The sequence below is a fragment of the Marinobacterium stanieri genome (genome assembly GCF_900155945.1).
GTDB lineage: Bacteria > Pseudomonadota > Gammaproteobacteria > Pseudomonadales > Balneatricaceae > Marinobacterium > Marinobacterium stanieri.
In genome coordinates, this window is sequence record NZ_FTMN01000007.1 from 213,492 (window position 1) to 239,913 (window position 26,422).

At 49.5% G+C, this 26,422-nt stretch carries 21 protein-coding genes; 8 read left to right on the plus strand and 13 right to left on the minus strand.

Annotated features, from left to right (window positions below; translation table 11 throughout):
- Positions 1–9 precede the first annotated feature (9 nt).
- Positions 10–2,055, plus strand: coding sequence for a methionine--tRNA ligase (gene metG, locus BW956_RS15770; RefSeq protein ID WP_076464064.1), 2,046 nt, complete (start codon positions 10–12; stop codon positions 2,053–2,055).
- Between the two features lie 327 nt (positions 2,056–2,382).
- Here the strand turns inward: metG and BW956_RS22925 are convergent, their stop codons facing one another.
- The 3 genes from BW956_RS22925 to BW956_RS15785 form a co-directional block, all read right to left on the minus strand.
- On the minus strand, positions 2,383–2,571 hold the full coding sequence (locus tag BW956_RS22925) for a helix-turn-helix transcriptional regulator (RefSeq protein WP_076464067.1): 189 nt from the start codon (positions 2,569–2,571) through the stop codon (positions 2,383–2,385).
- A gap of 108 nt (positions 2,572–2,679) precedes the next feature.
- Complete coding sequence (locus BW956_RS15780) at positions 2,680–6,315, minus strand: response regulator (RefSeq protein ID WP_083703110.1); 3,636 nt, start codon at positions 6,313–6,315, stop codon at positions 2,680–2,682.
- A complete protein-coding gene (locus tag BW956_RS15785; RefSeq protein ID WP_076464070.1) occupies positions 6,312–10,043 on the minus strand; it encodes a PAS domain-containing protein in 3,732 nt (1,243 codons plus the stop codon). Before BW956_RS15785 ends, BW956_RS15780 begins: the two co-directional genes overlap by 4 nt.
- A gap of 301 nt (positions 10,044–10,344) precedes the next feature.
- On the opposite strand from BW956_RS15785, the gene BW956_RS15790 reads away from it, so the two are divergent.
- From BW956_RS15790 to BW956_RS15800, 3 genes are read left to right on the plus strand one after another with little or no spacing between them, the layout of a single operon-like run.
- The gene (locus BW956_RS15790; RefSeq protein ID WP_076464073.1) at positions 10,345–12,156 is read left to right on the plus strand and encodes a CHASE domain-containing protein; all 1,812 of its coding nucleotides are present in this window, start codon (positions 10,345–10,347) and stop codon (positions 12,154–12,156) included.
- Complete coding sequence (locus tag BW956_RS15795) at positions 12,156–12,581, plus strand: response regulator (protein ID WP_083703111.1); 426 nt, start codon at positions 12,156–12,158, stop codon at positions 12,579–12,581. Before BW956_RS15790 ends, BW956_RS15795 begins: the two co-directional genes overlap by 1 nt.
- A 19-nt stretch (positions 12,582–12,600) precedes the next feature.
- Complete coding sequence (locus BW956_RS15800; protein WP_076464077.1) at positions 12,601–14,298, plus strand: putative bifunctional diguanylate cyclase/phosphodiesterase; 1,698 nt, start codon at positions 12,601–12,603, stop codon at positions 14,296–14,298.
- Positions 14,299–14,513: 215 nt separating this feature from the next.
- Here the strand turns inward: BW956_RS15800 and BW956_RS15805 are convergent, their stop codons facing one another.
- The 4 genes from BW956_RS15805 to BW956_RS15820 form a co-directional block, all read right to left on the minus strand.
- Complete coding sequence (locus BW956_RS15805; protein WP_076464079.1) at positions 14,514–14,888, minus strand: VOC family protein; 375 nt, start codon at positions 14,886–14,888, stop codon at positions 14,514–14,516.
- Positions 14,889–15,109: 221 nt separating this feature from the next.
- Positions 15,110–15,514, minus strand: coding sequence for a DUF1801 domain-containing protein (locus BW956_RS15810; RefSeq protein WP_175612029.1), 405 nt, complete (start codon positions 15,512–15,514; stop codon positions 15,110–15,112).
- A 67-nt stretch (positions 15,515–15,581) separates the two neighbouring features.
- Positions 15,582–16,820, minus strand: coding sequence for an alpha/beta hydrolase family protein (locus tag BW956_RS15815; protein WP_244894380.1), 1,239 nt, complete (start codon positions 16,818–16,820; stop codon positions 15,582–15,584).
- Entirely contained in the window at positions 16,805–17,407 is a 603-nt protein-coding gene (locus tag BW956_RS15820) for a DJ-1/PfpI family protein (RefSeq protein ID WP_076464083.1), read from the minus strand. Before BW956_RS15820 ends, BW956_RS15815 begins: the two co-directional genes overlap by 16 nt.
- 72 nt (positions 17,408–17,479) lie before the next feature.
- Between BW956_RS15820 and BW956_RS15825 the strand changes: the two genes are divergently transcribed.
- The gene (locus tag BW956_RS15825; RefSeq protein ID WP_244894381.1) at positions 17,480–18,838 is read left to right on the plus strand and encodes an aminotransferase-like domain-containing protein; all 1,359 of its coding nucleotides are present in this window, start codon (positions 17,480–17,482) and stop codon (positions 18,836–18,838) included.
- A gap of 33 nt (positions 18,839–18,871) precedes the next feature.
- Here BW956_RS15825 and BW956_RS15830 read toward each other — a convergent pair whose 3' ends face one another.
- Positions 18,872–19,891 (minus strand): AbrB family transcriptional regulator, encoded by a 1,020-nt coding sequence (locus tag BW956_RS15830; RefSeq protein ID WP_076464088.1) that lies wholly within the window; start codon positions 19,889–19,891, stop codon positions 18,872–18,874.
- A 4-nt stretch (positions 19,892–19,895) separates the two neighbouring features.
- Positions 19,896–20,546 carry a methyltransferase family protein gene (locus BW956_RS15835; RefSeq protein WP_076464090.1) on the minus strand — a complete coding sequence of 217 codons (651 nt, stop codon included), beginning with the start codon at positions 20,544–20,546 and terminating at the stop codon, positions 19,896–19,898.
- Between the two features lie 287 nt (positions 20,547–20,833).
- Between BW956_RS15835 and BW956_RS15840 the strand changes: the two genes are divergently transcribed.
- A complete protein-coding gene (locus tag BW956_RS15840; protein WP_076464093.1) occupies positions 20,834–21,550 on the plus strand; it encodes an AzlC family ABC transporter permease in 717 nt (238 codons plus the stop codon).
- Positions 21,540–21,848 (plus strand): AzlD family protein, encoded by a 309-nt coding sequence (locus BW956_RS15845; protein WP_076464096.1) that lies wholly within the window; start codon positions 21,540–21,542, stop codon positions 21,846–21,848. Before BW956_RS15840 ends, BW956_RS15845 begins: the two co-directional genes overlap by 11 nt.
- A 14-nt stretch (positions 21,849–21,862) precedes the next feature.
- Here the strand turns inward: BW956_RS15845 and BW956_RS15850 are convergent, their stop codons facing one another.
- Positions 21,863–22,183 (minus strand): DUF6482 family protein, encoded by a 321-nt coding sequence (locus BW956_RS15850; RefSeq protein ID WP_076464099.1) that lies wholly within the window; start codon positions 22,181–22,183, stop codon positions 21,863–21,865.
- A 118-nt stretch (positions 22,184–22,301) separates the two neighbouring features.
- On the opposite strand from BW956_RS15850, the gene BW956_RS15855 reads away from it, so the two are divergent.
- Positions 22,302–23,261, plus strand: a complete 960-nt coding sequence (locus BW956_RS15855) for a ketopantoate reductase family protein (RefSeq protein ID WP_076464102.1) — start codon at positions 22,302–22,304, stop codon at positions 23,259–23,261.
- 35 nt (positions 23,262–23,296) lie between these two features.
- Here the strand turns inward: BW956_RS15855 and BW956_RS15860 are convergent, their stop codons facing one another.
- From BW956_RS15860 to BW956_RS15870, 3 genes are read right to left on the minus strand one after another with little or no spacing between them, the layout of a single operon-like run.
- Positions 23,297–23,566: a FeoB-associated Cys-rich membrane protein gene (locus BW956_RS15860; protein WP_076464105.1), complete on the minus strand. Its 270-nt coding sequence runs from the start codon at positions 23,564–23,566 to the stop codon at positions 23,297–23,299.
- Positions 23,563–26,079: a ferrous iron transport protein B gene (gene feoB / locus BW956_RS15865; RefSeq protein ID WP_076464108.1), complete on the minus strand. Its 2,517-nt coding sequence runs from the start codon at positions 26,077–26,079 to the stop codon at positions 23,563–23,565. Before feoB ends, BW956_RS15860 begins: the two co-directional genes overlap by 4 nt.
- Positions 26,069–26,311, minus strand: coding sequence for a FeoA family protein (locus BW956_RS15870; protein ID WP_010322434.1), 243 nt, complete (start codon positions 26,309–26,311; stop codon positions 26,069–26,071). Before BW956_RS15870 ends, feoB begins: the two co-directional genes overlap by 11 nt.
- Positions 26,312–26,422: the final 111 nt, after the last annotated feature.

Sequence of the window (26,422 nt, forward strand, 5' to 3'; positions counted from 1 at the left end):
GAGCCAACGATGTCCGACAGCAAGCGCAAGATTCTCGTTACCAGTGCCCTGCCCTATGCCAATGGCCCCATTCACCTGGGCCATCTGGTCGAGTATATCCAGACCGATATCTGGGTTCGTTTTCAGAAACAGCGTGGTCACCAGTGCACCTACGTCTGTGCCGATGACGCCCATGGTACGCCGATCATGCTCAAGGCCGATCAGATGGGCAAAAGCCCGCAAGAACTGATCGACCAGGTCAGCGCCGAGCACCAGCGTGATTTTGCCGGCTTCATGGTCAACTTCGACAACTACTACTCCACGCACTCCGAGGAGAACCGTCAGTTCTCGGCGTTGATCTACGAACGTCTGCGTGATGCCGGCCATATCAACCGTCGCACCATCACCCAGGCCTACGACCCGGTTAAGAACATGTTCCTGCCGGACCGCTTCATCAAGGGCGACTGCCCCAAATGTGGCGCCAAGGACCAGTACGGCGACTCCTGTGAAGCCTGTGGTGCGACTTACCAGCCCACCGAGCTGAAAAACGCCTATTCCGCCATCTCCGGTGCTACCCCGATCGAGAAAGAGTCCGAGCACTACTTCTTCAAGTTGGGTGACTTCGAAGAGTTCCTACGCAACTGGGTGAACGAGCACGTACAGAGCCAGATGATCCACAAACTTAACGAGTGGTTCGAATCCGGCCTGCAGGAGTGGGATATCTCCCGTGACGCACCTTATTGGGGCTTTGAGATCCCCGATGCGCCGGGCAAATACTTCTACGTCTGGATGGACGCCCCGATCGGCTACATGGCCAGCTTCAAGAACTGGTGTGACAAGAACGGCGTCGACTTCGACGAATACTGGAAAGAAGGCTCCGATGCCGAGCTGTACCACTTCATCGGCAAGGATATCGCCTACTTCCACACCCTGTTCTGGCCGGCCGAGCTGAAAGGCGCAGGCTTCCGCACACCCACCGGCGTGTTCTGCCACGGCTTCCTGACGGTCAATGGACAGAAAATGTCCAAGTCTCGCGGCACCTTCATCATGGCCGAGACCTACCTCAAGCACCTGCGTCCGGAATACCTGCGTTACTACTTCGCGGCCAAGCTGGGCTCCGGTATCGACGATATCGACCTGAGCCTGGAAGACTTCCGCTACCGTGTAAACGCCGACCTGGTGAACAAGGTCGTCAACATCGCCAGCCGTTGCGCCGGCTTCATCAAGAAGAAATTTGATGGCCAGCTGGACAGCACCCTCGCCAACCCGGCCCTGTACCAGGAAGCGATTGAACTGGCAGACGTCGTCGCCGACGCGTATGAAAAACGCGAATACGGCCGCGCCATGCGTGAAATCATGCACCTGGCAGACAAGGCCAACCAGTACATCGATGCGGCCGAGCCCTGGGTACTGGCAAAACAGGAAGGCAAGGAAGCAGAGGTTCAGGCCTGCTGCAGCCTGGGCATCAACCTGTTCCGCGTCATCATCAGCTACCTGGCACCGGTACTGCCGGAAGTGGCCGAGAAAGCCTGCGAATTCCTCAACATCGATACCCTCGCCTGGGAGGCGATCAAGGAACCGCTACTTGACCACCAGATCAACAAGTTCAAGCCGCTAATGCAGCGCGTGGACGAGAAAGTGATCGAAGAGCTGATCGAAGACTCCAAGCAGAGCCTGGCGGCCCAGCCTCAGGTTCAGGCCGTTAAACCGGCAGCTGAAGAAACCGAGCTAAGCAAGGAACCGGTGGCCGACACCATCGAATTCCCCGACTTTGCCAAAGTAGACCTGCGCGTGGCCAAGATCGCCAAGGCCGAACACGTAGAAGGCGCTGACAAACTGCTGCGCCTGACACTGGATCTGGGCGGCGAAACCCGCAACGTCTTCGCCGGCATCAAGTCTGCATACAAGCCCGAAGACCTGGAAGGAAAACTGACCGTCATGGTCGCCAACCTGGCACCGCGCAAGATGAAGTTCGGTGTATCCGAAGGCATGGTACTGGCTGCTGGCCCGGGCGGTGAGGACCTGTGGATTCTGGAACCGCACGCAGGCGCCCAGCCGGGTATGCGTATTAAGTAAGCTGGTAACAGCTTATAGGAGGGTGGAATAGAAAATCTGCCCTCTTCTCCCGATAGCCGGCTTTGTGCCGGCTATTTTGTTTTGGGGCGGAGCGGACCTTCATTTTTGGGTAATTACACCCTATAGGTGGGCTTCAAAGCATAAAGGGCTTCGCTGGGCTCATAAAATTTCCGATGTTGGCCCAAAGCGGACCTTAGGCCGCTCCGTCAATTGCTAGGAGCGTGATTGATTAGAAAGCTGGGGCAGGTCATGATAATTGAGAAAGAAGCGGAATAGAGCAGGTTTCATTCATTCGGTATTTTCAATGTTAAAGGCGCTTACTCTCTACTACAGCTTAGGAAAGCCATGTCTTTTTTCCCAATCTTCAATGTCAATTAATAGCCATCTATTGCAGCCCTTCCTAGATCTAGTTGCCTTTGGGAATGTACCTTTCTGAACCCAGCGCCAGAGGGTTGAACGATGTATACCGTAGCGTTCAGCTACTTGATCTTCTGAGAGGAGTATCTCTGTTACCATCTTGCAGCCATTAAACCACCAAAGGTAATTATCATACCGTTATATAAGTACATTATAATTCAAGTACGATCACTAAGATCAGGTATCAGCACGTACGTGTTTACTTTCTCAATCACCACTAATGACTGACCTGTTTCGACCCTCATGTTTTGCGCTATAAAGAGCTTCATCTGCTTCTTTTAATAGAGTTGCTGCTGAGTCACTTGAGACTGGGCGCTTGCTCACGCCACCCAAGCTAATTGTGATGTGATCAGAAATAGCCGAGTAGTCATGTTGTATTGCGAGATCTTCAATCGCACTTCGCATGTCTTCGGCTAATTTAGAGACACCTTCTTTGTCAGTTTCAGGCAGCAAAACCACAAACTCTTCGCCTCCATAGCGTGCGAAAAGATCACCGGGCCGGTTCACCAGCTGCTGTAACTTCTGTGCAACCAGTTTTAGACACTCATCTCCCTGACCGTGTCCGTAGTTGTCGTTGTAAGGTTTGAAAAAATCAATGTCGAGGATGATCAGTCCCAACCTGCCTTGTGTGCGTTGTGCCCGGCCAACTTCTTTTTGCAGTGTCGTATCAAGTTGCCGGCGGTTTGCTACGTGGGTTAGTGCGTCCAGGTAAGACATTTTTTCCAGCAACTCATTTTTTTGATGCGCTTCCAGTTGCTTCTTGATGCGGGCCTTAACGACTGACATTTCATAAGGCTTGGTTATGTAATCAACCGCCCCCAGGTTGAGCCCCTTGGTTTCTTCGTCAGACTGATTGAGACCTGAAACAAATATGATGGGTATATCACGGGTCTCTGGATCTCCCTTGAGAAAACGGCATACATCATAGCCATCCATTCCGGGCATCATGATATCAAGAAGAATCAGGTCAGGCTGCGGGTCGCTTTTTGCAAGCTGAATTGCTTTTTCACCGTTGTTAGCTAGTTGTAGTCGATATTCAGCGCTAAGACCTCCTGCAAGTGTTTTAAGGTTTATAGGCTCATCATCCACCAGCAATATTCGGGTCTCGTCACTGATCAGGGCACTGTCACCACCAGTTTGGACTGAATGTAAGGACGTTGATTCTGTCAGCGGTGTGAGCGTGACATAGTTCTCGAGGACTGCCTGGAACGCTTCACGGTTCAGTGGTTTGGTGAGAAAACCGACCATTCCTGCATCCTCAGCCTCTTTACGGTCTTTTTCTAAAGAAGCAGCGGTTAAGGCAACGACCGGTGTATTCGGGCGTATCTTTAAAAGCTGCTCAGTTGTTTCATAGCCATCCATTTCAGGCATCTGAATATCCATGAAAACCAGGTCGAATGCCTCCTCTCTGACAAGTTTCAGCGCTTCACGACCTGACTCAGCTAGCCGGTGAGGAACGCCAAAGCTATTCAAAAGTGCTTCTACAACCTCACGATTGGTCTTGTTATCGTCAACAACAAGCACAAGGCTATCACTCTTGGAAACATTGTTTTTTGGCGCTGCTCCAATTGCCCTGAAGTATGGAAGCTCATTCAAAGCATCAAACAGGTTTGAGCGAGTCACGGGCTTGTGTAGAAAAGCATATTGATCATCCGGCTTATAACCAAGACTGCTCAAGTCATGAGCCGAAACCATCAGCATGGCCGGTGCAACCTCAGGGTTGGAATGTTCTGTGTACAAGGAATCGATTATTCGCAGTGCAGATAAGCCATCCATACCTGGCATATCCCAATCCATCAGAATCGCGTCATACATCTTTCCCTGCTTAAGAGCATTTTTGACATGAGCAACTGCTTTCTCCCCTGAATTGGCTTGATCAGTATCGATTTTCCACTCGCTGAGAATCTCCTCAAGTAATTGCCGAGAAAGGTCTTGATCATCCACGATAAGAACGGTGCATTTATCATCAAAGGGTTTTGAGGTCTCTACCTTGGACTGTTCTTTATGAACAGGCTTCATGCTTAGGGAAAACTCAAATAAAGAGCCCTGCCCCGGCTCTGACGAAAGCTGAATTCGATCCCCCCCCATCAAGTAAACCAAGCGCTGACTGAGGGCCAGTCCCATACCTGCTCCACCTACAGCACGGGTGTGACTGTCATCAATTTGCCCAAAGGCTTCAAACAGCTGTTCGGAATCTTCGTGCGACATGCCAACACCAGTATCCTTTACACCAAACAACAACTGAACCTGGTCATCGTCTGCTTCTTCTTTGCTAACCCGAAGCAATACACTCCCTTCGCGGGTAAACTTAATGGCGTTATGAAGAATATGGCCCAACACCTGCCCCAAATGTCGTTTGTCGCCCACCACCCATGTGGGAACATCGGCATCAAGAGATATCAGGAGTTCTAACCCTTTTTCCGATGCCGCAGCGCCAAACTGGCGCCCAAGGTCTGCACATAATGCTTCAATCTCAAATGCATTCTGCACAGACTCTATGTCACCCTTTTCAAGCTCAATGTAACTGATGATTTGCTCAATAATTGTAAGGAGCTCCTCCCCTGAGCGCTGTATTTTTCGAAGTCGTACCCGCCCCTCAGCATCCTCAGTTTTTTCAAGCTCTATGCCTGCAAGGGTAATGACAGCGTTTAGGGGGGTACGTATTTCATGGCTCATGTTCGCAAGAAAGCGCGTCTTTGCCTCATTGGCATATTCAGCCTGCTCTCTGGCGCTCACCAATAACCCTTTCTGGCTGTCTAACTGACTCAAGACCTGATTAAACGCGCGAACAAGCTGGCCAACCTCATCGTTACTTTGAACTGTTAACGCTTTAGCACCGTCAAGTGCGGCGGTATCGATGCCTTTAAGCTCTCCAACTGCGTCACTCAGCGGCTTGAGCTGCTTTCGTATGAATACAAACGCAATCAGACCGACCGCTCCAAGGCTAAGGAATGAAACAATAGTAATTTGCCAAACGAGTGACTCCGATGTGTTGAGCCAACTGTCGACTGGGGTTGTGTTGAGTGCGATCCAACCCGTCGTTTGAAGGCGTGATGCACTGAAAAAGACATCTTTACCACCAAATGCGATGGCACGTCCTTCTTTCGTGCCTGTTACCACTTGCTGTACGACATCAATTTCCGCAACATTGCTTAACGGCTTCATGACTATTGATGGATTGGAGGACGCCACAATCAATCCATGTTCAGCATCAAAGATATGGATATTATCGTATTCAGATACATCAAGCTTTGACACTGCGGTAAGGACCGTATCTTCAAGCAGTAAAGTATTACCTGTGACAATCCCCAGGAAAGTGCCTTTTCTATCGTACATGGGTGCGCTGATCAGAAAAAAAGGAGCGCCAGTCACACGGCCGAAAAGTGGCTCAGAGATGTATGATTTGCCTGTATCACGCGTAATTTGGAAATAGGCCCGATCATCAAGCTGAAGACCCACCCTTCCCTTTAGGGTTGGAGAATCAAAAATAGCCCGGCCGTTACGATCCACCACCATCAGCCCGCTGTTAAAGGCGCCGTGAAGCCAAAGGCTTGAATCAAGAATAGACTGAATTTCAGGTCCGGTCTTCAGCCCATCTTCATCGACTAAAAGTTCTGCCAGTTGTTCTAAACGTGTGACCCGTTCATTGAGTGCATCATCAATTTGTCTGACTGCAATCTCATTCCATGTCGCCTGTTGTTGAATGGCCTTCTCAAGGCTGTCTTGAGACACAACGAAGTTCACCAATGCGCCTATGAGTACTGCTACCAGTGCAAGCATGAGCAGTGAAAACCACAGTAGTCGTCCAAGCAGAGAACGATGTTGAAATAGCTGCTTCATCATTGTTTGTCGCTCCTGCGTGCACGCACAATTTGCTGTATTACGGTCTGAGCACGATCGAAGTCCAAATCATTGAGTGCTGTTCTGACCTCTAGCCACCGAGCTTGCTCCATATCTGTAAAGCTCTTATCAAACTGTGCCAATTCCGATTCATCCAGAAACTCGTGACGTTGGACTGCCTCTATAAGTGGCTCCAGGGAGGGCTTCTCAACTGATACAGGTCTTCCTTTGGTTTCCTGGGAGTCAAGGTATTCTGACTGCGCAGTTTGAATGCTTTTGACGGTATCGAGAATGCATTGAACAAAAGCCTGACGGGGTTCGAGCGCAGGTAGCTTCTCCTGTTTAAGGCTATCATTGAGCAATGATGCAAGGTCAGAAAGAGCCAGAATACCCAGATTGCCAGCAGTACCTTTCAAACGATGGGTCTCTCGTTGCCATAGATCTATTATGTCATCAGGTGGGGTAAGGTTCTGAGATGCAATGGCTTTAGCTAAAGGTGTATATACGTTTTGCAACTCGATCAGAAAATCACCAAGTAAACGATAATAGAGTGCTTTGTTGTCCCCAAGCTGTTCAAGTGCCCAATCGACATCGAGCAGCGCTCTCTGATTGGATGGTGTAGAAGGCTCAATATTTGGGTCTTCGATGGATTGGCTGGTCCCTACCCAACGTGACACAACCTGCATGAGTTCATTTCGACTAAATGGTTTTGCCAGGACTTCGTTCATGCCTGCCTCGAGGGCTTTTAAGCGATCTTCAGGTAAAACAGCAGCGGTCAAAGCAACAACGGGAATTTGTCTATCCAGTAAACGGATCTGGCGGGTGGCTTCCAACCCATTCATAACGGGCATCTGAATATCCATCAATACAAGGTCAAAGTGCTGAGACTGAAATGCTTCAACAGCCTGTTGTCCGTCAGTCACAACCTGTACTTGCACTCCCAAACGCTCCAGTTGGGCACGAGCAACCAGTTGATTGACCTCATCGTCCTCAGCCAACAAGACTGTTCCAGATATTTGAGACGTATCTTCACCGGAAAGTTTGGGCTGCTGTTGCTCCCATACTTTTCTGTGAACAGGTTGAAGTGGGAGTGAAAAGGAAAAGCTACTACCTAGAGAGGGAACACTTTGAGCCTGAATTCGGTCTCCGCCCATGAGTTTGACCAGTTGATCGCTGATCGCTAAGCCTAAGCCGGTTCCTCCGTGACGTTGAGCAATCTCTTTACCACCCTGAACAAAGGGCTGGAAAAGTGTTTTGAGAATATCAGGTGATATTCCAGATCCTGTGTCAGATACAGAAAATACAATTGTTACTTCATCCGAACCTGGATTGATTTTTCTAACGCTTAAGGTCACTTTACCTTGGGTGGTAAATTTAATTGCGTTACTAACCAGGTTAGAAATGACTTGTCGTAAGCGCTGCTCATCACCCTCATAAAATGATTCCAAGCAATCATCCAGCTCAATTATAAAATCCAGGCCTTTACGTTCGGCTGTTTGGCAAAAGAGACTATGAACACTGTTTATCATGTTTCCGAGATCAAATGGCTGTTTTATGATCTCTACATGCCCACCAGAAAGCTTTTCAAAATCCAGGATATCATTCAGTACCGTCAGCAGATGATTAGCACTTTGATGAATACGTGTAAGCTGCTGTCGCATGACAGATAAATCAACTTCGCCAAGGGCGAGTTCACTCAGGCCGATAATGCCACTCATGGGCGTTCGAATTTCGTGACTCATGTTGGCCAAAAATGCTGACTTATCGTGGTTTGCTTGCTCTGCTTGTGCCCGTGCTGTCACAAGCTCTGATTCAGTCTCTTTGATCCTGGTAATATCAGTATGAGTCCCCATCATTACGGCCGGCTGGCCATTATCATCGTACTCGGTGGTCCGTCCACGCCCTTCAATCCAGACCCAGGCACCGTTAGCGTCCTTAAGCCTGAACTGTGATGCAAAACGTTGCTCTCGCTCCATTTGCTCATTTACGGTTGCCAGCACGCGTTCTTGGTCATCCTCATGTATAAGTTCAAGGAACTTGTCCAAGGACATAGGAAAGGCATTAGGTTTATATCCCAGTTGCGTGTATGCCTGGTCCGACCACTTAACCTCATTACTCACCAAATCCCAACGCCACATACCGATCCCGGTGGCTTCCATGGCAACACGATACCTGGCTTCAAATTCTTGCCGGGCTTCTTTCTCGTCCCTTGCCTCGGTTATATCCTCAATGAATCCATGCCAAACAATAGATCCATCATCTTCAGCTCGTGGCGTTGCCTGACCTTTGAGCCAACGCAGTCCTCTTTCTGGTAAGACAACACGGTATTCATCTTGCCAAACACTTAAGGTGCGCGCCGATTCACGAATTGTTTCTGAAACTCGTTGCAAGTCATCGGGGTGTAGGCGATCAAAGACCCTGGAGGCATCCTTGTCGATCTCTTCTGGTAGCAGCTCATAAATGTTACGGATGCCACCACTGGCATAGGGGAAAGATGACGAACCATCAGGGTTGAGTTTGAATTGATACAGAACGCCGGGGACGTTTTCAGCAAGTAACTTAAGGCGCCGGGTTGATTCATACTGCTCCGTAACGTCAGTATGTGTCCCAATTACACGGAGCGGGTCACCATTGGCATCGCGTTCATACACCTTGCCACGGTCAAGTATCCAACGCCAACGTCCATCTTTAGCCATCATGCGATGGGTATTTTCATATAAGTGAGTCTGCCCCTGAAGATGGGCGGTTAAGTCTTCAAATGTTTGTTTATAGTCATCGGGGTGAAGGCGTGATTCCCATTCATCAAGTGAGTCACTGATTTCATCTTCCTCGAATCCCAGCATGGATTTCCAGATGGGCGAAAACCAAACCTTGTTTGTTTTGGCATTCCAGTCCCAAACACCTTGCCCGGTTGCCTCAAGGACTGCTCTCCATCGTGCTTCCTGATCAGAGGCGTGTATGGCAAGCTGGGTTTGGTGTGTGATATCAACGCTTACCCCGCGAAAGAAGGGGCGCATTGTAGGTCCCTGATCGGTAATGAGAGTTGCACTGGTCGAAAACCGCCTTTCTTCACCAGCGGTAGTGAAAAATGAATGCTGGATACTTTCAACCGGCTTTAATGAGGTAAGTTCTGCTCTTATCTGTGCCTGCCACTCCCTATTGCGCTGGACACCATCGAGTGTTTCAAAACAGCGCTTACCAATGATCTCTAGTGGGTCTATTCCTAGCAGGCTCGACACGTTCCCCGAAATGTATGTGAGTTCACCTTCTGGTAAGCACTCCCAAACGATGCACCCGGCAAGTGTTGTAAGGGTTTGAAGACGATCCCGGCTCAGTTGCTCACCCTGTAGGGATGTCATCAGTTCTCTGTGGTCAAGTAGGTAACCGCGAATTGATTGAGGATCACCCTGATTGTCGTATGAAACATGTGTATGTTCGAAAACCCACCTGTACCCGTCAGCTCCATCGCTGATCCGATAACACATCCCCCATCGCTCTCGCTTCTCTGAAAGGTACAGCCTAACCTCTGACTCCAGTTTGGGAAGATCGTCAGGATGAAGCAATTCAGAAAAAAGAGGTTGTTTTGATAGTTGGTACGGGGGAATGGGGATAAGGCTGCTGTAGTTACCTGATACAGCAACGATCGGCCATCCATCTGTAGGATCTCGAACCACAGCCACGATTGGCCCTTGCTCAAAAAAAGAGAGTAGATATTCGCTGTGATCAGTCAATACAGCCTCCTAACAGGAAGTGTCATCCTCAACAGACAGTAAAGGATGCTACAGTGACTATAGCGTCAGAAAGCGCCACATGAAAGTACGGCACAGCCCATGCCCATAAGGTTAACTATGATAGTTTGTGAGAGAACTATTACCAATCGCTCTCCAAGTTGAACCTTGGATTATAATAGGTTACAAGATTGGTGGAATTCATTAAATCCAAACCCTTGAATTCAGAAAATTCAGAACCTTACATCTGCTTCACCTCAATTAAGAGTTAAAACAACAATAGACACAAAAAGTTGGTGGGTATATGGGTGATGACATCTCAAACGATAAGGCACCGTCAGTGTGGTCTAAAGTTTCTTTGCATTGGTATCACTGGGCCGTACTCGCACTCTCACTGATATTAACATTCGGCGCTTGGTATGTTACCGACCAGCAAGTGCAACAAAAAACACAAGCACGATTTGAGTTTCAATCTAACCAGATAATCAATCTTGTTCGTGAGCGGATGGAAAAATATGAAGAAGCGCTATGGGCTGGTGTAGCCGCACTTCATATGCAGAGTAAGCCTTCAGACCGGTCATCTTGGAAAGAGTTTGCAGAAAGCCTGAAGGTAGAAGAACGCTACCCTGGGATAAATGGTGTTGGTGTTATACATTATGTACCTACGGCCAAGCTTGAGAACTATCTCGCTTGGCAGAGAAAAGAACTTCCTGCTTACAAAATACACCCTCCACACGAGTATAAAGAATACTGGCCAATCAGTTATATTGAGCCCCAGTCAAATAATGCCAAAGCGGTTGGTTTAGATATGGCTCATGAAAAAAACAGATATACGGCTGCTCAAAGATCAAGAGATAGGAAAGAAGCTCAGATAACAGGGCCAATAACATTGGTGCAGGACTCGAAGCAAACACCTGGATTTCTTTTTTATGTGCCATGGTTCAGCAATAATAGAGTACCGTTAGAATATGGAGATGATAGCGGGTTTCTAGGTTTGGTTTATGCGCCATTCATTATGAGTAACTTAATGGATGGGGTATTGTATAATGAAAACAGGCTTATTCATTTCGATATATTTGACGGGGATACAAAGTTATATTCTGAACTAAACATTAAATCAGAAAGCTTTGATCAATCTCCCGTTTTTTCGAAAACAGTTGAAATGGATATATATGGTAGGAACTGGGAATTTCAAGTACAAACATCACTTTTATTCCGTGAGCAGTTTGGTAGCAGCCAGCCAACAATGATTCTAATTGGCGGTATTCTTATAGATGGCCTACTATTTCTCATTTTTCTTATATTGTCTCGATCAAATAAAAGAGCTATTGAATACGCAAATATAGTGACTCGCGAGCTTAAAAATAAGCATAAAGACCTGGAGGATGTACAACATAACCTTCAACGACGAAACCTGGAGCTTGAAGAAGCCAATAGTGAGCTTGATCAATTTGCATTTGTAGCATCGCATGACTTGAAAGCTCCACTAAGAGGCATATCACAGTTAGTTGGTTGGATCGAGGAGGATACGAAAGGCTATTTAACAAGTGATACCGAGAATTTTTTCTTCCTTTTAAAAAATCGTGTTCAGCGATTAGAATCGTTGCTGGATGACTTACTGGAATACTCAAGAATAGGAAGAAAAGAGGGATCTTTACAAAAGGTTGATATAAAATCAAAAGTAAACGAGATTTTTGATTTATTTAATCCAAGGGATGATGTTTCTTTTACACTAGATTGCAACATAAAAGAAATCACCACCATGATCACACCTCTTGAACAAATAATCAGGAACTTAATATCCAACTCGTTTAAGCATAACGATAAAAAAATTTGCAAAATTCATATCAAAATACAAAAACTGGATGATTATTATCTTTTCTCATTTACAGATAATGGACCAGGCATTCCAGTTGAGCACCGACGCCGTGTATTCGATTTATTTCATACCTTAAAGCCTAGAGACGAAGTTGAAGGCAGTGGTTTAGGGTTATCAATTATAAAAAAAATATTGGATCGGTATGGTTCTGATTATGAAATTTCATCAGAAGACGGCAGTGGGTGTTTGTTCACTTTTACATGGCCATTAGATGATGAAATCAAGAGGATCATATAGTGGGTAACAACAATTATAAAGAAATTACTATCTTTCTCATTGAGGATGATGATGTTGACGCCATAGGGATTGAACGTTCGATGAGAAAGATGAATCTTCTAAATCCTATTGAGCGTGCAAAGGACGGTGTTGAAGCCTTGGAAATGCTTCGATTGGGTGCTGTCAAAAAGCCGTTTGTCATTCTTCTTGACCTGAATATGCCTCGAATGGGAGGTTTAGAAATGCTAGAGCACCTTAGGGAAGATGACACAATCAGTGATGCTGTAGTCTTTGTTCTAACCACCTCAAGAAATGATGAAGAAATAACAAGGGCTTATAAAAAGAATATTGCTGGTTATATTGTAAAGTCCTCTCTAAGCCAGGACTTCAATAAATTGCTCTCTTTTTTGAATACCTACTGGGTTCTGGTTGAGCTTCCAAGATAATCTAAAGAGTAGTATCGAAATGAACGTTTTAATTATAGATGATGATGCAGTTGATAGGATTTCAACTACTAGAATTTTACAACAGTCAGAATTACCCATTGGGGCTATTCATCAAGCTGGAACTGGAGATGAAGGCATCCGTATGGCTGTTGAAAAAAGATACGATATGATTCTATTAGATTATAAGCTGCCACCAACGAATGGTATAGAAGTACTGCGTGAACTCAGAGGAAGCTCTGATTTTTCCACTGCTATCGTAATGTTAAGCCATAGCAATGATGACGAACTAGCCTTAAGGTGTATCGAGGCCGGTGCACAAGACTTTATTATGAAAAGTGAAGTTACAGCCCTTAGGTTAAAAAGGGCTCTCCTTATTTCTTCAGAACGACATTTTCTTGAAGAAAAGGTACTTGAAGGTCACAACGAATTAAGGAGGCTGGCTGAGCAAGACTCACTTACAGGCTTAAGTAATCGTTACTTTTTTGATGAATCATTAAAAGATGCGATTCCGCAAGCCGAGCGTTCAAATAAAACGTTAGCACTTATATTTATAGACCTGGATAATTTCAAAAGCATTAATGATACTATGGGTCACTTGGCTGGTGATAATTATTTGCTTGCTGTAGCTAAACGGTTAGAAAAATCCATCAGGAAAGGAGATAGATTATCACGCTTGGGAGGTGACGAATTTGCAATACTGGCCAATCAAATTGCCGAGCCTTATCAGATACGACTGCTTGTAGAAAAAATATTCTCCAATTTTTCTGAACCTACTTTTATTGAAGGGCAGCCCGTTGATATATCTGCAAGTATCGGTGTAGCTACGTATCCTGAGTGCGGCACGACAGCAGTTGAGCTAATGAAATCTGCTGATGTTGCCATGTACCGAGCAAAGGAGAATGGTCGAAATCAGGTACAGTACTACTCAAGAGACTTTCATGAAAAAATTGAAAGTAGAATTAATCTTGAGCGCGATTTGAAAAACGCAATTCAAAATAATGAACTTGTTTTATATTATCAACCTCAAATAAATACCAATGATCATTCGCTTGCAGGTGTTGAGGCTTTGATAAGATGGAATCATCCTCAATTAGGATTGGTCCCACCAGATCAATTTATTTCAATTGCAGAAGAGTGCGATCTTATAAATAGTATTGGGCGTTGGGTTTTGGACTCAGCCTGTGAGCAATTTAGCACATGGGTGCGCTCTTATCCTGATATGGATATTGTTTTTTCTATAGCAGTAAATATTTCCGCAAAGCAACTTCGAGATAAAGGTTTAGTTGAATACCTTCAGCAGTGCATTGATAATTATAATATACCAGCGTCTAGGCTTGAAATCGAGTTAACTGAAAGTAGTTTGGAAAGTAGCCTGGTTGCTTTAGATATGCTTAATGCACTTTCAGCGTCTGGTATAAAACTTGCTCTTGATGATTTTGGGACTGGATACTCCTCCCTATCACACCTTGATGACTTTCCTTTTGACATTCTTAAGATTGATAAAAAGTTTATAATGAGCATAGAGAGAGAAGAGCAGGCAAAATTGCTTAAAGCAGTTACTAACTTTGCCCATTCAATGGATTATGAAACAGTTGCTGAAGGTGTTGAAACAGAACTTCAGCTTGAAATATGTAAAAAGCTTGGTATTAATCGCCTTCAAGGGTTTTATTTTTCCAAGCCTATCCCTGCAAATGAAATTGAAAAGGCTTGGTTTTAGTGTCTCAATTGTTATATAAGAGAACTGTTTTTTAAGCTTTGATGAAGTATTGAAAAATTAGATCCGGTTAGAACGTCTGCTCTGTGAGCGAAGGAGCTACCTGCTGCTTCGGCACGTGTCAAAGCCACCAGAGCACCAGATTTTGCTCGGCGGTGTCCGAGCAAGTTTTCGATGTTAGCCCTTTCCACAATAGTCCCGCTGGCTACCAAACGACGTTACTCTAACGATTGAGTCTCATTGGAAATGTTTTGGACAAATGCAACTTTGTTTCCGTCCAGATCAGTCACCTCAATCATTTTGATAATGCCTGGGTACTCTATAACTTCGCCATGTGACACGTTAGCTGCCGTGCAGGCGTTGCACTGCGCATTGATGTCATCGACGCCAATGATGACTGTTGAGCTACCTGCGCGCCCTGGGTCAGCTGTTACTTGAAGCCATGCGTTTTCAGCAAGCTGCCACTCAGCTACACCTTCCACCGGAACGATATCTGCATCCCTTGCAAGCAGCGTTTTGTACCACCCGACGGCTGCTTCTTGATCCCTAACCGGTACAACCGCAATCACGCTGTTAATGTTTGAAATTGACATGGTTACTCCTGTGCTTTTTTTGTGGAGAGCTTGCGTTGTGAAACAAGGAAAGGCCAGCTAATGTCTGCAATGATCTTCTCCATAAGCGAAGCTGCTATGGGCTGAACTTCTCCGTCCATCACAGTCAGACTGCAGGAGGCCGGCCTAAGGAAGCAGTACTCTCGCCAATAACAGCCGAGCAAAGGCCGCAAACTCAATATGTGCTGTCACATATTTTTATCTCAAGCCCCCAGCAAAGGAAGATGTTTTAGACTATGGTACTGCAGTGCCATTTGGAGGCAATGGCCCAGTATCCCTTCTTTGAGGGGAGCGTCCAGAGGAATAATCATTGCCCGATTACCTTCATACTTGAATTCATCCCTATAGACCTCCTTGATGGTTTCAATCAATTTAGTCTGGCAATGGAAATATACTTTTATGGCATTTGGATCTTTTAGCTTCCAGTCCATTCGAATCGGAGTGCCGCCTTTCACAAGATAGCTGGCCTCACCCCACTTGAGCGTTTCTTCAACTGGTCCCAACTCCTTCTCTCTCGCAACTGCAAGAATGAGTTGACGCACAGCCTCAAGCTGCTCCTTCGCCTCATCAGGATATGTTGAAAATTTAGCCTTTACTTCAGGATTCAAGGAACCTCCCGTTTCGATATACATGGCACCTTATTTTACCGACAAGCCTGAGCCTCGCTGGATTGATTTACCAAGGGTTATCAATTTTTGACTTAAGCCAGGTATTTATATCAATAGTTATCTCTTTTCGCATGTTTGTTCCATCAGGACTATCAAAAACATGATCAAGATTTTCGTACCGGAGATAATCGATATTACCTTTTCCCGATTCTTTAAGGTCGAATATCATCTCATCAACTTTTTGGGGCGAAACAGATAAATCTCTACCTCCCTGAACAACCAGCAAAGGCGTATTCACATTGTTGAGTACCTCCAACTGATCAATGGATAGCATTTGATTCCACCATTTGTAGCCATGCCCACTTACCTCAATATCCTTTGAATTATGATTAATGATATGAGTTGAAAACGCTTTAAACCCCGCAATGCTCGCTTCGGCTTCAGCTACACTAGACGCGCTTTTTTTAATACTGTGTACGACATCGTCAATAAATTTTCGACCTCCCCCATTGAAAGAAACCGTTGCACTGATACCGTCAATTTGAGCAGAAGCCAAGTTGGCTGCGACAGCTCCTTCACTACCACCAAGTACTATAAGGTTAGAGTATTTATCATCTGCTCGTACATTATTCAGTACGCGCTTAATATCTTCCACACGCTGCTGTGGGCTGTCGTGCTGTATATATTTTTCAGGACAGTCTGCTCGCTCAGCATTGGCGCTATAGTTCAACTTCTTGTTGATACCATATTTTTCGATCAGCAGGATATCAGCTTGCGGCCACACATTTTTATAATCGGTAAGTATTGAATCTATATGTAAAACACTATTGCAGTCAGAACCTTGAAGAATGAGTAAAAGCGTATCGCTTTCCGATTCAATAACCTGATGTGCCAGGTAGTAATCTATATCTGATCCATCTGGTCTGCTGACAGCATACTCACTGATAATGGTTGCATTCGCAGCATGCATAAAAAAGAAAGAAACCAGGCAGATAAATCGAAGCTTCATTTTTAATCCTAAATTCATTTTGAGCATTCGCGCCTTTGCTCTCACCCCAATGCTGGACAGAGCCGTTCTAACTATTTGAAGAGCAGGTATAAATCGAGGAATCACAGCCATTCTCTTCCATTGAAAAAAAGCATGCGCGTTTTGCTGATTTGCCGTGTGCGTTATCCAGTAACGGCCGGTCCATAGACCTTCGATACTGAACGATTTTGCCGTGTGATACCAGTAACACATGAGCACAGCCATGAAACGGCTACCCGCCACTTGCCCCCCTCTCACCAGCCTCATCCATTCAAACAAGGCTCAATCCAGTTCATGGCACGAGCAACATACTCTTCTTTCTCACCCACCGGTGCGACGTAGTGCAGAGCCTGCGCAGCCGCCTCGATACCATCCAAACGTGCAATCACCCAGGCCGCCAGGTATTGAGAGGCCATACAGCCGCCTGCGCTGGCTACGTTCTTATCGGCATAGATGGGTTGATCCAACACGTCTATCCCTTTATCCAACAACCAGGGCCTGGTCGTCAGGTCGCTGCATACCGAAGAAGATTCAAGCAGCCCCAATTGCGCCAGCAGCAATGAGCCTGAGCACTGTGCTCCCAGTAACTGCCGATTGGGGTCAACGGTGAGCTGAGACATGATGGAGGCATCCTTAATGACCTCGCGGGTTCGAATCCCGCTGCCGATCAGGATCGCGTCTGTTTGGCAGGCTTCCGGCAACGAGAGGTGGGACTCAATAACCACGCCATTCATCGACGTAACCTGCTTTGTGGGCGAAGCGATTGAAATACGCCAATCTTTGTCTTTCATACGATTGAGAATACCCAAAGCGATAAACGAATCGAGTTCGTTAAAACCTTCGAAGGTCAGAATTGAAACATGCATGTTGCTCAGCCTCTGTATCGATTGTGAGGAGCTCAGCCTAAGGCCTAAAATCATGACAATAAAATTATTGTCATGGATACAATCCTCATGCCCCGTGCCCGTTACAAAAGCCTTGTTGATCGCTTTTCAGAGGAGATACGCTCCGGGGCCTTACCACCCGGCACCCGGTTACCGACCCATCGTAAACTCGCACAGCAATACGGTTTGGCGCTGGTCACCGCTTCAAGAGTCTATGCCGAGCTGGAGACCATGGGACTGGTCAGTGGCGAAAAAGGACGCGGCACCTTTGTTAGAGAAACCAGCGTTCCAAGGGGCCATGGTATAGATCAAGCCCCTAACCCGGCAGATACTCAGGATTTGAACTTCAACTCGCCTGCCCTGCCGGGCCAAGCCGACATGCTAAGGGAAGGATTGCGTAACCTGGCAGCATCCGGTGATTTTGAAGCCTTATTGCATTATCAACCACATGCAGGTCGCCATCATGAGCGTGCGCTGGTAGCACAGTATTTGGAATCGAGAGGGCTGAGCACAGAAGCCGAACAGGTTGTCATTACATGCGGGGCTCAACAAGGATTAGCCACCAGCATTCTGGCACTGCTGAACCCCGGTGATGCAGTTTTGGCCGACGCGCTGATATATCCGGGCTTCAGGGCTGTCGCCGAGATGCACAAACTGGAAATTCTCCCGGTTTCGCTGACGGAGTCGGGTCCCAATCTGGATGAAATGGAAGCTCTGTGTAAGCAGCGCAAGGTCCGAGCACTCCATGCCATGCCAACGCTGCATAACCCTCTGGGCTGGGTGCTGAGTCTTGAGCAACGTCGCCGGCTGATCGATATTGCACGGAAGCACGAACTCATCATCATTGAAGACGCGGCCTATGCCTTTCATGCAGCAGAGCCACCGCCGCCTTTGGCTGCACTCGCGCCAGAGCGCACCCTGTATGTTTCTGGATTTTCAAAGAATGTAGCGACAGGTTTGAGGGTTGGCTACATCGTGTCTCCAAAGCACTGGATTCCGAAGCTTGAACGTATTATCCGTGCAACAACCTGGAATACCCCTGCATTGATGACGGCACTTGTGTGCCGCTGGATTGAAGACGGAACCCTTGCCGAGCTGGAACAGGCCAAGCGAAAAGACGCACTCGCCAGGCAAACCCTTGCAAGCAACATCTTTCATGATTGGCACTGCATCAGCCATGAAGCTTCGTCCTTTCTTTGGCTTCAGTTGCCTGAAGACGTGCGAGCAGAACAAGTCGTTTCCGCCTTGCTGAGCCGTCAGGTCGCCGTTGCGACAGCAGAGCCCTTTGCCACGACTACGCATATTCCCAATGCCATTCGTATGGCGTTAGGCTCCATCGATTTTGAGCAACTCGAGCCAACCCTTAAAACCGTAAGACAGGTCATCGATGATCTGTCGGTGGGTGTTGTATAGGCTAACAAGCCCCGCTGAAGGACAGGGGAAGCCTTAAACGGAGGAGCTTTTCCTGTTCAGCAAACCGAACAACACCGGCAACGCAAAGCACATGATCAACACCCGTAATAGCTGATGTGTTGCGACAAACAGCGGGTCCACATCCGTACTGAACGCAATGGCGATCATGACTTCCAGCCCGCCCGGCATATAGGCCAAAACAGCCTGTAGCAGCGGCACATCAAAACCGAAATGAAGCAACGCGGAAAAGGCTCCGCAAATCAGCAGGGATAGTGCAAGGCCCCCGGTCGCCCCCTTAAGGGTTTTCTTCAATAGCGCCAGATCCAGCTTGGTCATACGCACCGCAATAGCGGTTCCCAATATGACCAGCACCACTCGGAACCAGTCCGGCGGGATGCTGATCTCGAACCCAAATCCCAGTTTCATCACCAGTGCAGCCAGCATACCGCCCACCAGCATACCGGCGGGTACTTTCAGCCGGCTTGCGCCCCAGCCGGCCATCGCGGCCAACAGGAACACGATGAGCAGGTCCAGGTAAGCGACACCTGCCGCCATATCCGTTTCGGGGCGATCCACAATGGGGAATAGCAACGGCAAGGCCGAGACCAGAAAAAACAGACGGACACTGTGTACCAACGCAATGCGCTTGGGGTCCAGCCCGGCTTCGGAAGCGAAAATCAGCACCACGGCCAGGTTGCCGGGCACCGAGCAGAGCAAGGCATCGCTGCGACTCCAGCCACAACGACGGTGATAAAACAGGTACAACAGCCCCAACAACAGCGTCAGCATTACACAAAGCAGCAATACCGCTGGGCGCCATTCAACCAAGTGATCAAAGAAATCGGGCTCGATACTGGAGGCGATGGAGACGCCCATAAACAGTGCTATCAGGGAGGTGGTTTTGCCCGGCATGTGCACGGGCAGGCGCAGCCCATGTGTGGCAAGCACACTCAGCATGGCGCCCAGCAACCAGGGTGAAGGCAAGCCGATCATGCTGGCCACTACCCCACCAACAGCACCAACGGCTAACGTCCAGAGGATGGTTTTCAGCATGGGATCAGTGCGCAGAGCCCGGTCGCAGCGTCAGCCAGCGCCCAACCTTGCGGCAATAGGCCGGATAAGTATCCGGGAACAGCTGTGCGAGGTGGCGCTCTTCTGAACGTATCTGTCGATGTAAAAACACTTGTCCAATACACAGACACAGCAATGAAAACAGCGATGGCAGGGCAAGAAAGAAACCCAGCTGCGCCAGCGACACACCCAGAAACATGGGGTTGCGGGAATACTTGTAGAAACCGCCGGTCATGAGCGTTGCAGGGCCGCCCGGGTCGATACCGGAGCGCCAGCTCATATGCATGCTGAAGTGAACAACGAGCACATAGGCAAAACTCAGACTGAGCAGCACCACACCCGTGCCGATAACCGCGGCAGACTGCAGGCCCGGCAACATCACCAGGGCCGTATCAAGGCCCGGAAACGGAACACGAAAGACGCAGACACCCCAAATCAGTACCCGGAACACGCGAAACGCCAGATGATTCCACCAGGTGCCGCTGCAGGCGTTGCCGGGGAACACAAAGTCCCGCTGTTCACGTTGCTTCAGGAACAGAATGCGGGCGGTATAAAACGCCGCCACGAAGGTGAAAAACAGTGCCAGATACACCCGCGTACACTCAAGGACCTGGCTATCTGCATCGATCAAAGACATAGGAGTCCCGGTTAAGGGCCAGGCAGCAGGTGCTGAATGGCTCGAAAAAAGACCTGTTTTCGTCAAGCGAACAACTGATTAACCTGTTAATTATGCAGGCTTTTAGCAGATTTCACCATGACCTAAGCCACAGACAGATGTTTAGTGAGCTGATGCCCTAGACCCCGTTGCGCATAATTGTGTAATCGGTATTATCGTTCGTTCGAATAACGATAGTGCAATTGTGTACAAGCCGATACCGCCTCACAGCGTTTAAGCTTCAGCATCACTCACCCATGGAGACCAGCATGGCCAGCCCCCGCCCAGAGCTGCATCACTTCGACCGCCAACTTGTCTGGGACGGTTTCAAGCAACTGGTGCCCATCTCCCTGTTTGTTGTCGCCTTTGGTATCGCCTTCGGACTGGCGGCCACCCAAACCGGACTGAGCGAACCCCTTACGGTAGCCATGAGCACGCTGGTGTTTGCCGGTGCATCCCAGTTTGCCGCCCTCGAACTCTGGGGCGCTCAGGTTCCGCTGTTAACGGTATTGCTGACGGTATTTGCCATCAATGCCCGCCACCTGCTGATGGGGGCCACCCTTTACCCCTGGCTGCAGCACCTTTCGACGGGTAAGCGATACGCCGTGATGATGGTCGCATCCGATGCCAACTGGGCCATGTCCATGCAGGCGTTCAGCCGTGGCAAACCGGGCCTGGGTTTGTTGTTTGGCGGCGGCCTGGCGCTCTGGTCGTTCTGGATATTGGGTACCTGGCTGGGTATTTATTTCGGCAGTGCCATTCAAGACCCGAAAAGCCTGGGTCTGGATATGGTGATGGGATGTTTTCTGCTGGCCATGGTGGTGGGCGGCGAGAAGAATCTGCGCATGCTGGTGATCTGGGTTGTTGCCGCAGGCTCATCCCTGTTTGCTTACTGGTACCTGCCAGAGAATAGCCACGTTATTGTGGGTGCGCTGGCCGGCGGCATTCTGGGCGCATTCTGGATGGAGTCTGGCGATGAGCATTGAAACAGCAGGACTGGGCTCCGTCGCCATCGTGATTGCGATGGCACTGGTGACACTGGCAACGCGCTGGGGCGGTGTGTTCGTAATGTCGTACGTACCGATCAGCTATCGGGTAAAACAGTTCATTAACGCCATGTCCGGCTCGGTGCTGGTCGCGTTGATCACCCCCATGGCTGTCGCGGGCGATAACGGTGCCCGCTTTGCGCTGCTGACCTCGGCTATCATGATGCTGGTCGTGAAGAAGCCCTTGCCGGCGATTGCCGCCGGCGTGCTGGCTGCCGCTTTATTCCGGCAGCTTTAGCAGGGTACGAAGGCTCAGGAATAATCATCATCCGGGTTGGCGAGCTTCACCTGCAGCGGCTCGGGCTTTTCACCTGATGGCATGCCGATCATCTCGTTGTAGGGGCTTTCGTGCACCAACACCGTGTTCTGAATACCCAGGCCCTTGAAGGGCAGCTTGGCATCCAGCTGGCTGTGAAAACGCAGGATATCGCCCTTGTCATCGCAGACATTGAGCAGTTCTGTGCCCTGTTTCATCTGTACCTGAACCAGATACATGCTGCTTTCGAAGGCCCGTAATAACAGTTTCTCGATCAGGCCGTACTGCTTTTTGACATCACTCAACAGGATTTTCATGTCGTATCCATCCATCGCTTCCCGATTGTATTAATGGATATACGCACGCCCACCCTGCCCGGTTTAATTTTCGCCGGATTTGGGTTAAAAACAGCTTCCTGCTGAATGGAGATACAGGATGAAGTTTCTCATTATCGGAGCCGGTGGTATCGGCTGTTACTACGGCGCCCGGCTGATCGAAGCCGGCCATCAGGTGACCTTTGTTGCACGCGGCGCTCATCTGGAAGCGATGCAATCCCAGGGGCTGAAGGTTGAGCACGAAGCCCTCGAATTTAACGCTGCTGTCGACGCTCGCGCCATGCAAGCGGTGATGTCCGAGCACACCTGTAGTGATTACGACCTGATCATGCTGGCGCTGAAATCCGGTGCTACCCGTGACTGGCTGGAAACGGCAGCGCCCTGGCTCAAGGAAGCCGATACGCCTGTACTCTCCTTGCAGAACGGTGTCGATAATGAACCTCTGATCGCTGACACCCTCGGCACCAGCCGCACTCTGGGTGGGCTGGCCGTTCGCATTGGTGGCCATATCATTGCACCTGGCCATATTGAAGCCAAAGGCCCCGCGCAGGTGGTTATGGGGCGCTGGCCCAATGAAAACGAGACGGACCCGGCTCTGGAACAACTGGCCAAGGTGCTGAATGACGCCCAGATACCGACCCGCCTGACGGACAATATCCGTTATGAATTATGGAAGAAGCTGCTGATCAACAATGGCGTGAACCCGCTCAGCGCCCTTACCGGCCTGGATACCCGCAGCCTCACCGCCGATCCGACACTGGGCCAAACCGTCTATGCAATGATGCAGGAAACAGCTGTCGCCGCCCGTGCCGATGAGGTTGAACTGACCCAGGCCGACGTGGACGAGATGTTTGCACTGATCAGTAACTTTGATGCCATCAAGACTTCCATGCTGGTTGACCGTGAAAAAGGCCGTCCGCTGGAGCTGGACGATATCAGCGGCGCGGTGATTCGTCGCTGCAAGGCATTGGGGGAAACAGCCCCAAACAGCGAACTGGTCCAGCGTCTGCTACAGCTGGATATCAAACCCGAGCAGTGGCGTCCGCTGGGCTCTGAATAGAGCCCAAAACACCTGATTACCCCTTCTGCATCGTACTACTTGGTAACCTGCCCTCCGCGCAGCTCTACAACCTCAATGGGCTGCGTGCAAGCTGATGCGGCATCCGGTTTTACCTGGCAACTGCCCTTCTTGTTACTGCAGGAGGAGCAGGCGCCTTTGTTGCGCCAGAGCTTGCGATACAGGTAGTAAACGGCCACGGCCACAACGACCAGTACGACGCCCACATCCACCATGGAAAAGGGCTGGTCTGCGCTCACGACCATGCCGCTATCAACGCTCAGCTGTTCTGTATTGGACTCATTCATCCTTTTAACTCCCTTGCCGCCAACGCTGGATCAAAGCCCGCCTGTTTCTCCCCGTCCCTGATGCCGATCAACAGCAACAATGCCAGTGCACCGATATACACGGCGCTCATTGCCTGGATGCCTGTGGCGCCCACTGCCGTGCCGATACTGAACACCAGACTGGATACGCCAAGACCGAGAATAGTCGGGAATACGATGGAGAACAGCATCCATTTGTAGGAACCTGTCTGCACTTTTACCATCACCGTGGTGGCCAGGCATGGCGGGTAGAGTGCAAAAAACAGAATCATGGACACCGCCAGCAGCGAGGTGGCACCTCCTGCCATGGTTTCTGCGCCCATGCGGTTTTCCAGAGTGGCATTCTGGTCATCATCCTGCTGGAACAGCACACCCAGTGTGGCCACACTGCTTTCACGTGCGGCGAAAGAGGACAACAGGGCCACATTGATCTTCCAGTCAAACCCGGCGAACTGGGTAATCGGCTCAAGGCTGCGCCCTATTCCACCCAGCAGCGAATTGGTGATGCGTTCCTCTTTCATTTCACGACGCAATGACTTGCTCGCCAATGCCAGCTTCTTCAACGCCCGGCCTGCATTGCGCGCGTCTCGGTCACCCTTGGGTGCACGCACAAAAGGATAAAAATCCGCATTGCGCTGCTGGAAGTCCACATTCACGGCACGTGAAGCCTCAGCACCGGTCGCGTTCAACTTCGCGCGCTTGAAGTCATTGAAATAGTTCAACAAGGGGACCAGGTTCTCGCTGCGGGCTACCGATGCGTAAGGGTTACCGGCAATGTCTTGCTGGAAGGCTGCCACCGCCGCCTGACCACCGGCCTCATAGTATGCCTTGCGCTCATCCGGCAGCCCCGGGAACTGCAACAGGGTAAACACCACCACGGCAACGGCCACAACAATGGACCCCACCTTCTTGATGTACACCCAGGTACGCTCGAACGAACGCTGGGCCACGCCGGTTGCTGTGGGCATATGGTAGGCCGGCAACTCCATGACAAAAGGAGCGGTCTCCTGTTTGCGCAGGATGGTTTTGGTCAGAAGCTTGGATACCAGCAGCGCAAAAATAATGGTCATGGTGGCGATGTAGAACATCATCAGGGATTTATGCTCAACAAAGAAAATACCCAGCAACAGGGTGTACAGCGGCACCTTGGCCAGGCAGTTCATGAACGGCACCGTCAGAATCGTGGCCATACGAGCGCGGTTATCCGGTATTCCCTTGGTGGCCATAACACCGGGAACGGCGCAACCACCGGCAAACACGCCGCCCAGTATCAGCGGCAGGGTACTCTGACCGTGCATGCCGAAACGGTGCAGGATTTTGTCGAGAATAAACGCAATCCTGGCCATGTAGCCGGAATCTTCAAGAATGGCGATCAGGGCAAACAGGATGATAAAGATCGGCACATAGTTGAGGAGCGTGTTGGCTGAATCCACCAGCCAGAGCCCGAGCGAGCGAGTGTAAGGGTCAACCAGAAACCCTGCCTCGGGCAGCAACCCGGCAACCACCTCGCGAAAGCCCGCCAAAAACGGCCAGGTATAGGCAGTGAGCTCGTACCCCCAGACAATGGCGATCTGGTAGATCAGAAATACGGTGGCAATGAGAAACAGCGGTGCGCCCCAGCGGTTCAATACGACCCTGTCGATACGATCCGTCAGTGTCGGGCGCTCGGAGTCATGGCCACTGATAACACCTTGCAGCAGCGAGCGCACCTTGCGTTCACGACAGGCCACCACATGGTCGGTTACATCCAGCTGCCGGGCTGATTGAAAGGCCTGGGCACGTTGTCGCGCCTGGGCAATCAGCGCCTCAGCCTGCTCGGCCCCAAGCTTTTGCTGCACCAACACCTCTGCAGCACTATCCTGTTCCAGCAATTTCAACGCCAGCCAACGAGCAGGTATCTGCTGGAGGGCTTCCAACGGCTTTAACACCGACGCAAGTGCATCCAGATCCGCTTCCAGCTCAGCATAATCCAGCAGCCTGTGCGGCAGTTTGCCACCCACAGAACCCCGTATTGCCCGGCGCAACTCAGCCTTGCCCTCTCCCTTGCGCCCCACGGTCGCCACGGCGGGAAAGCCAAGGCGCAGACCGAGCTGCTCAACATCAATGTTCAGGCCCCGCCCTCTGGCGATATCCATCATGTTGACCGCCAGCACCGTGGGCAGCTCCATCTCCATAAGCTGAAGCGTGAGATGCAATGATCGACGCAGATTGGAAGCATCCACCACGTTGACGACCACATCCGGTTTATCCGTCAGCAGGTAATCACGCGCTACACGCTCCTCCAATGAAAACGACGTGAGACTGTAGGTGCCCGGCAGGTCGATGGTCTCAACGCTGCCCTGTTCATCCCGGTAGGCGCCGTATTTTTTATCGACGGTTACTCCGGGGTAGTTGGCCACATGCTGACGTGCACCGGTCAGCATATTGAATAGCGTGGACTTGCCGGCATTCTGCTGTCCGGCCAGTGCAACCGAGATATTGGCTTTACTCATCATGATGGATCTCGATCGTACCGGCTTCTTTTCTACGCAATGAAATGCTGCTGGCTTCAACCTTGAGCTCAACCGGGTCATTGAGCGGTGCGCTGCGCACCAGTGTTACCTCGACGCCGGGCATCAGCCCCAGGTCAAGCAGGCGCTGCCTTACCCCTCCCTCAGAACGATGCCGGCGAATACAGGCACGCTGGCCCGGCTTGAGATCATTAAGCGTGCGAAAGAGCTGTTCCATAGGGCTGCCTTCTGAGAGGTGTTCCGTAGAGGTCTACTAGATGAGATTGATACGCAAATAATAGTGATGCTATATTGTTTAATCAAGGATATAACGATATTCATTCTCATA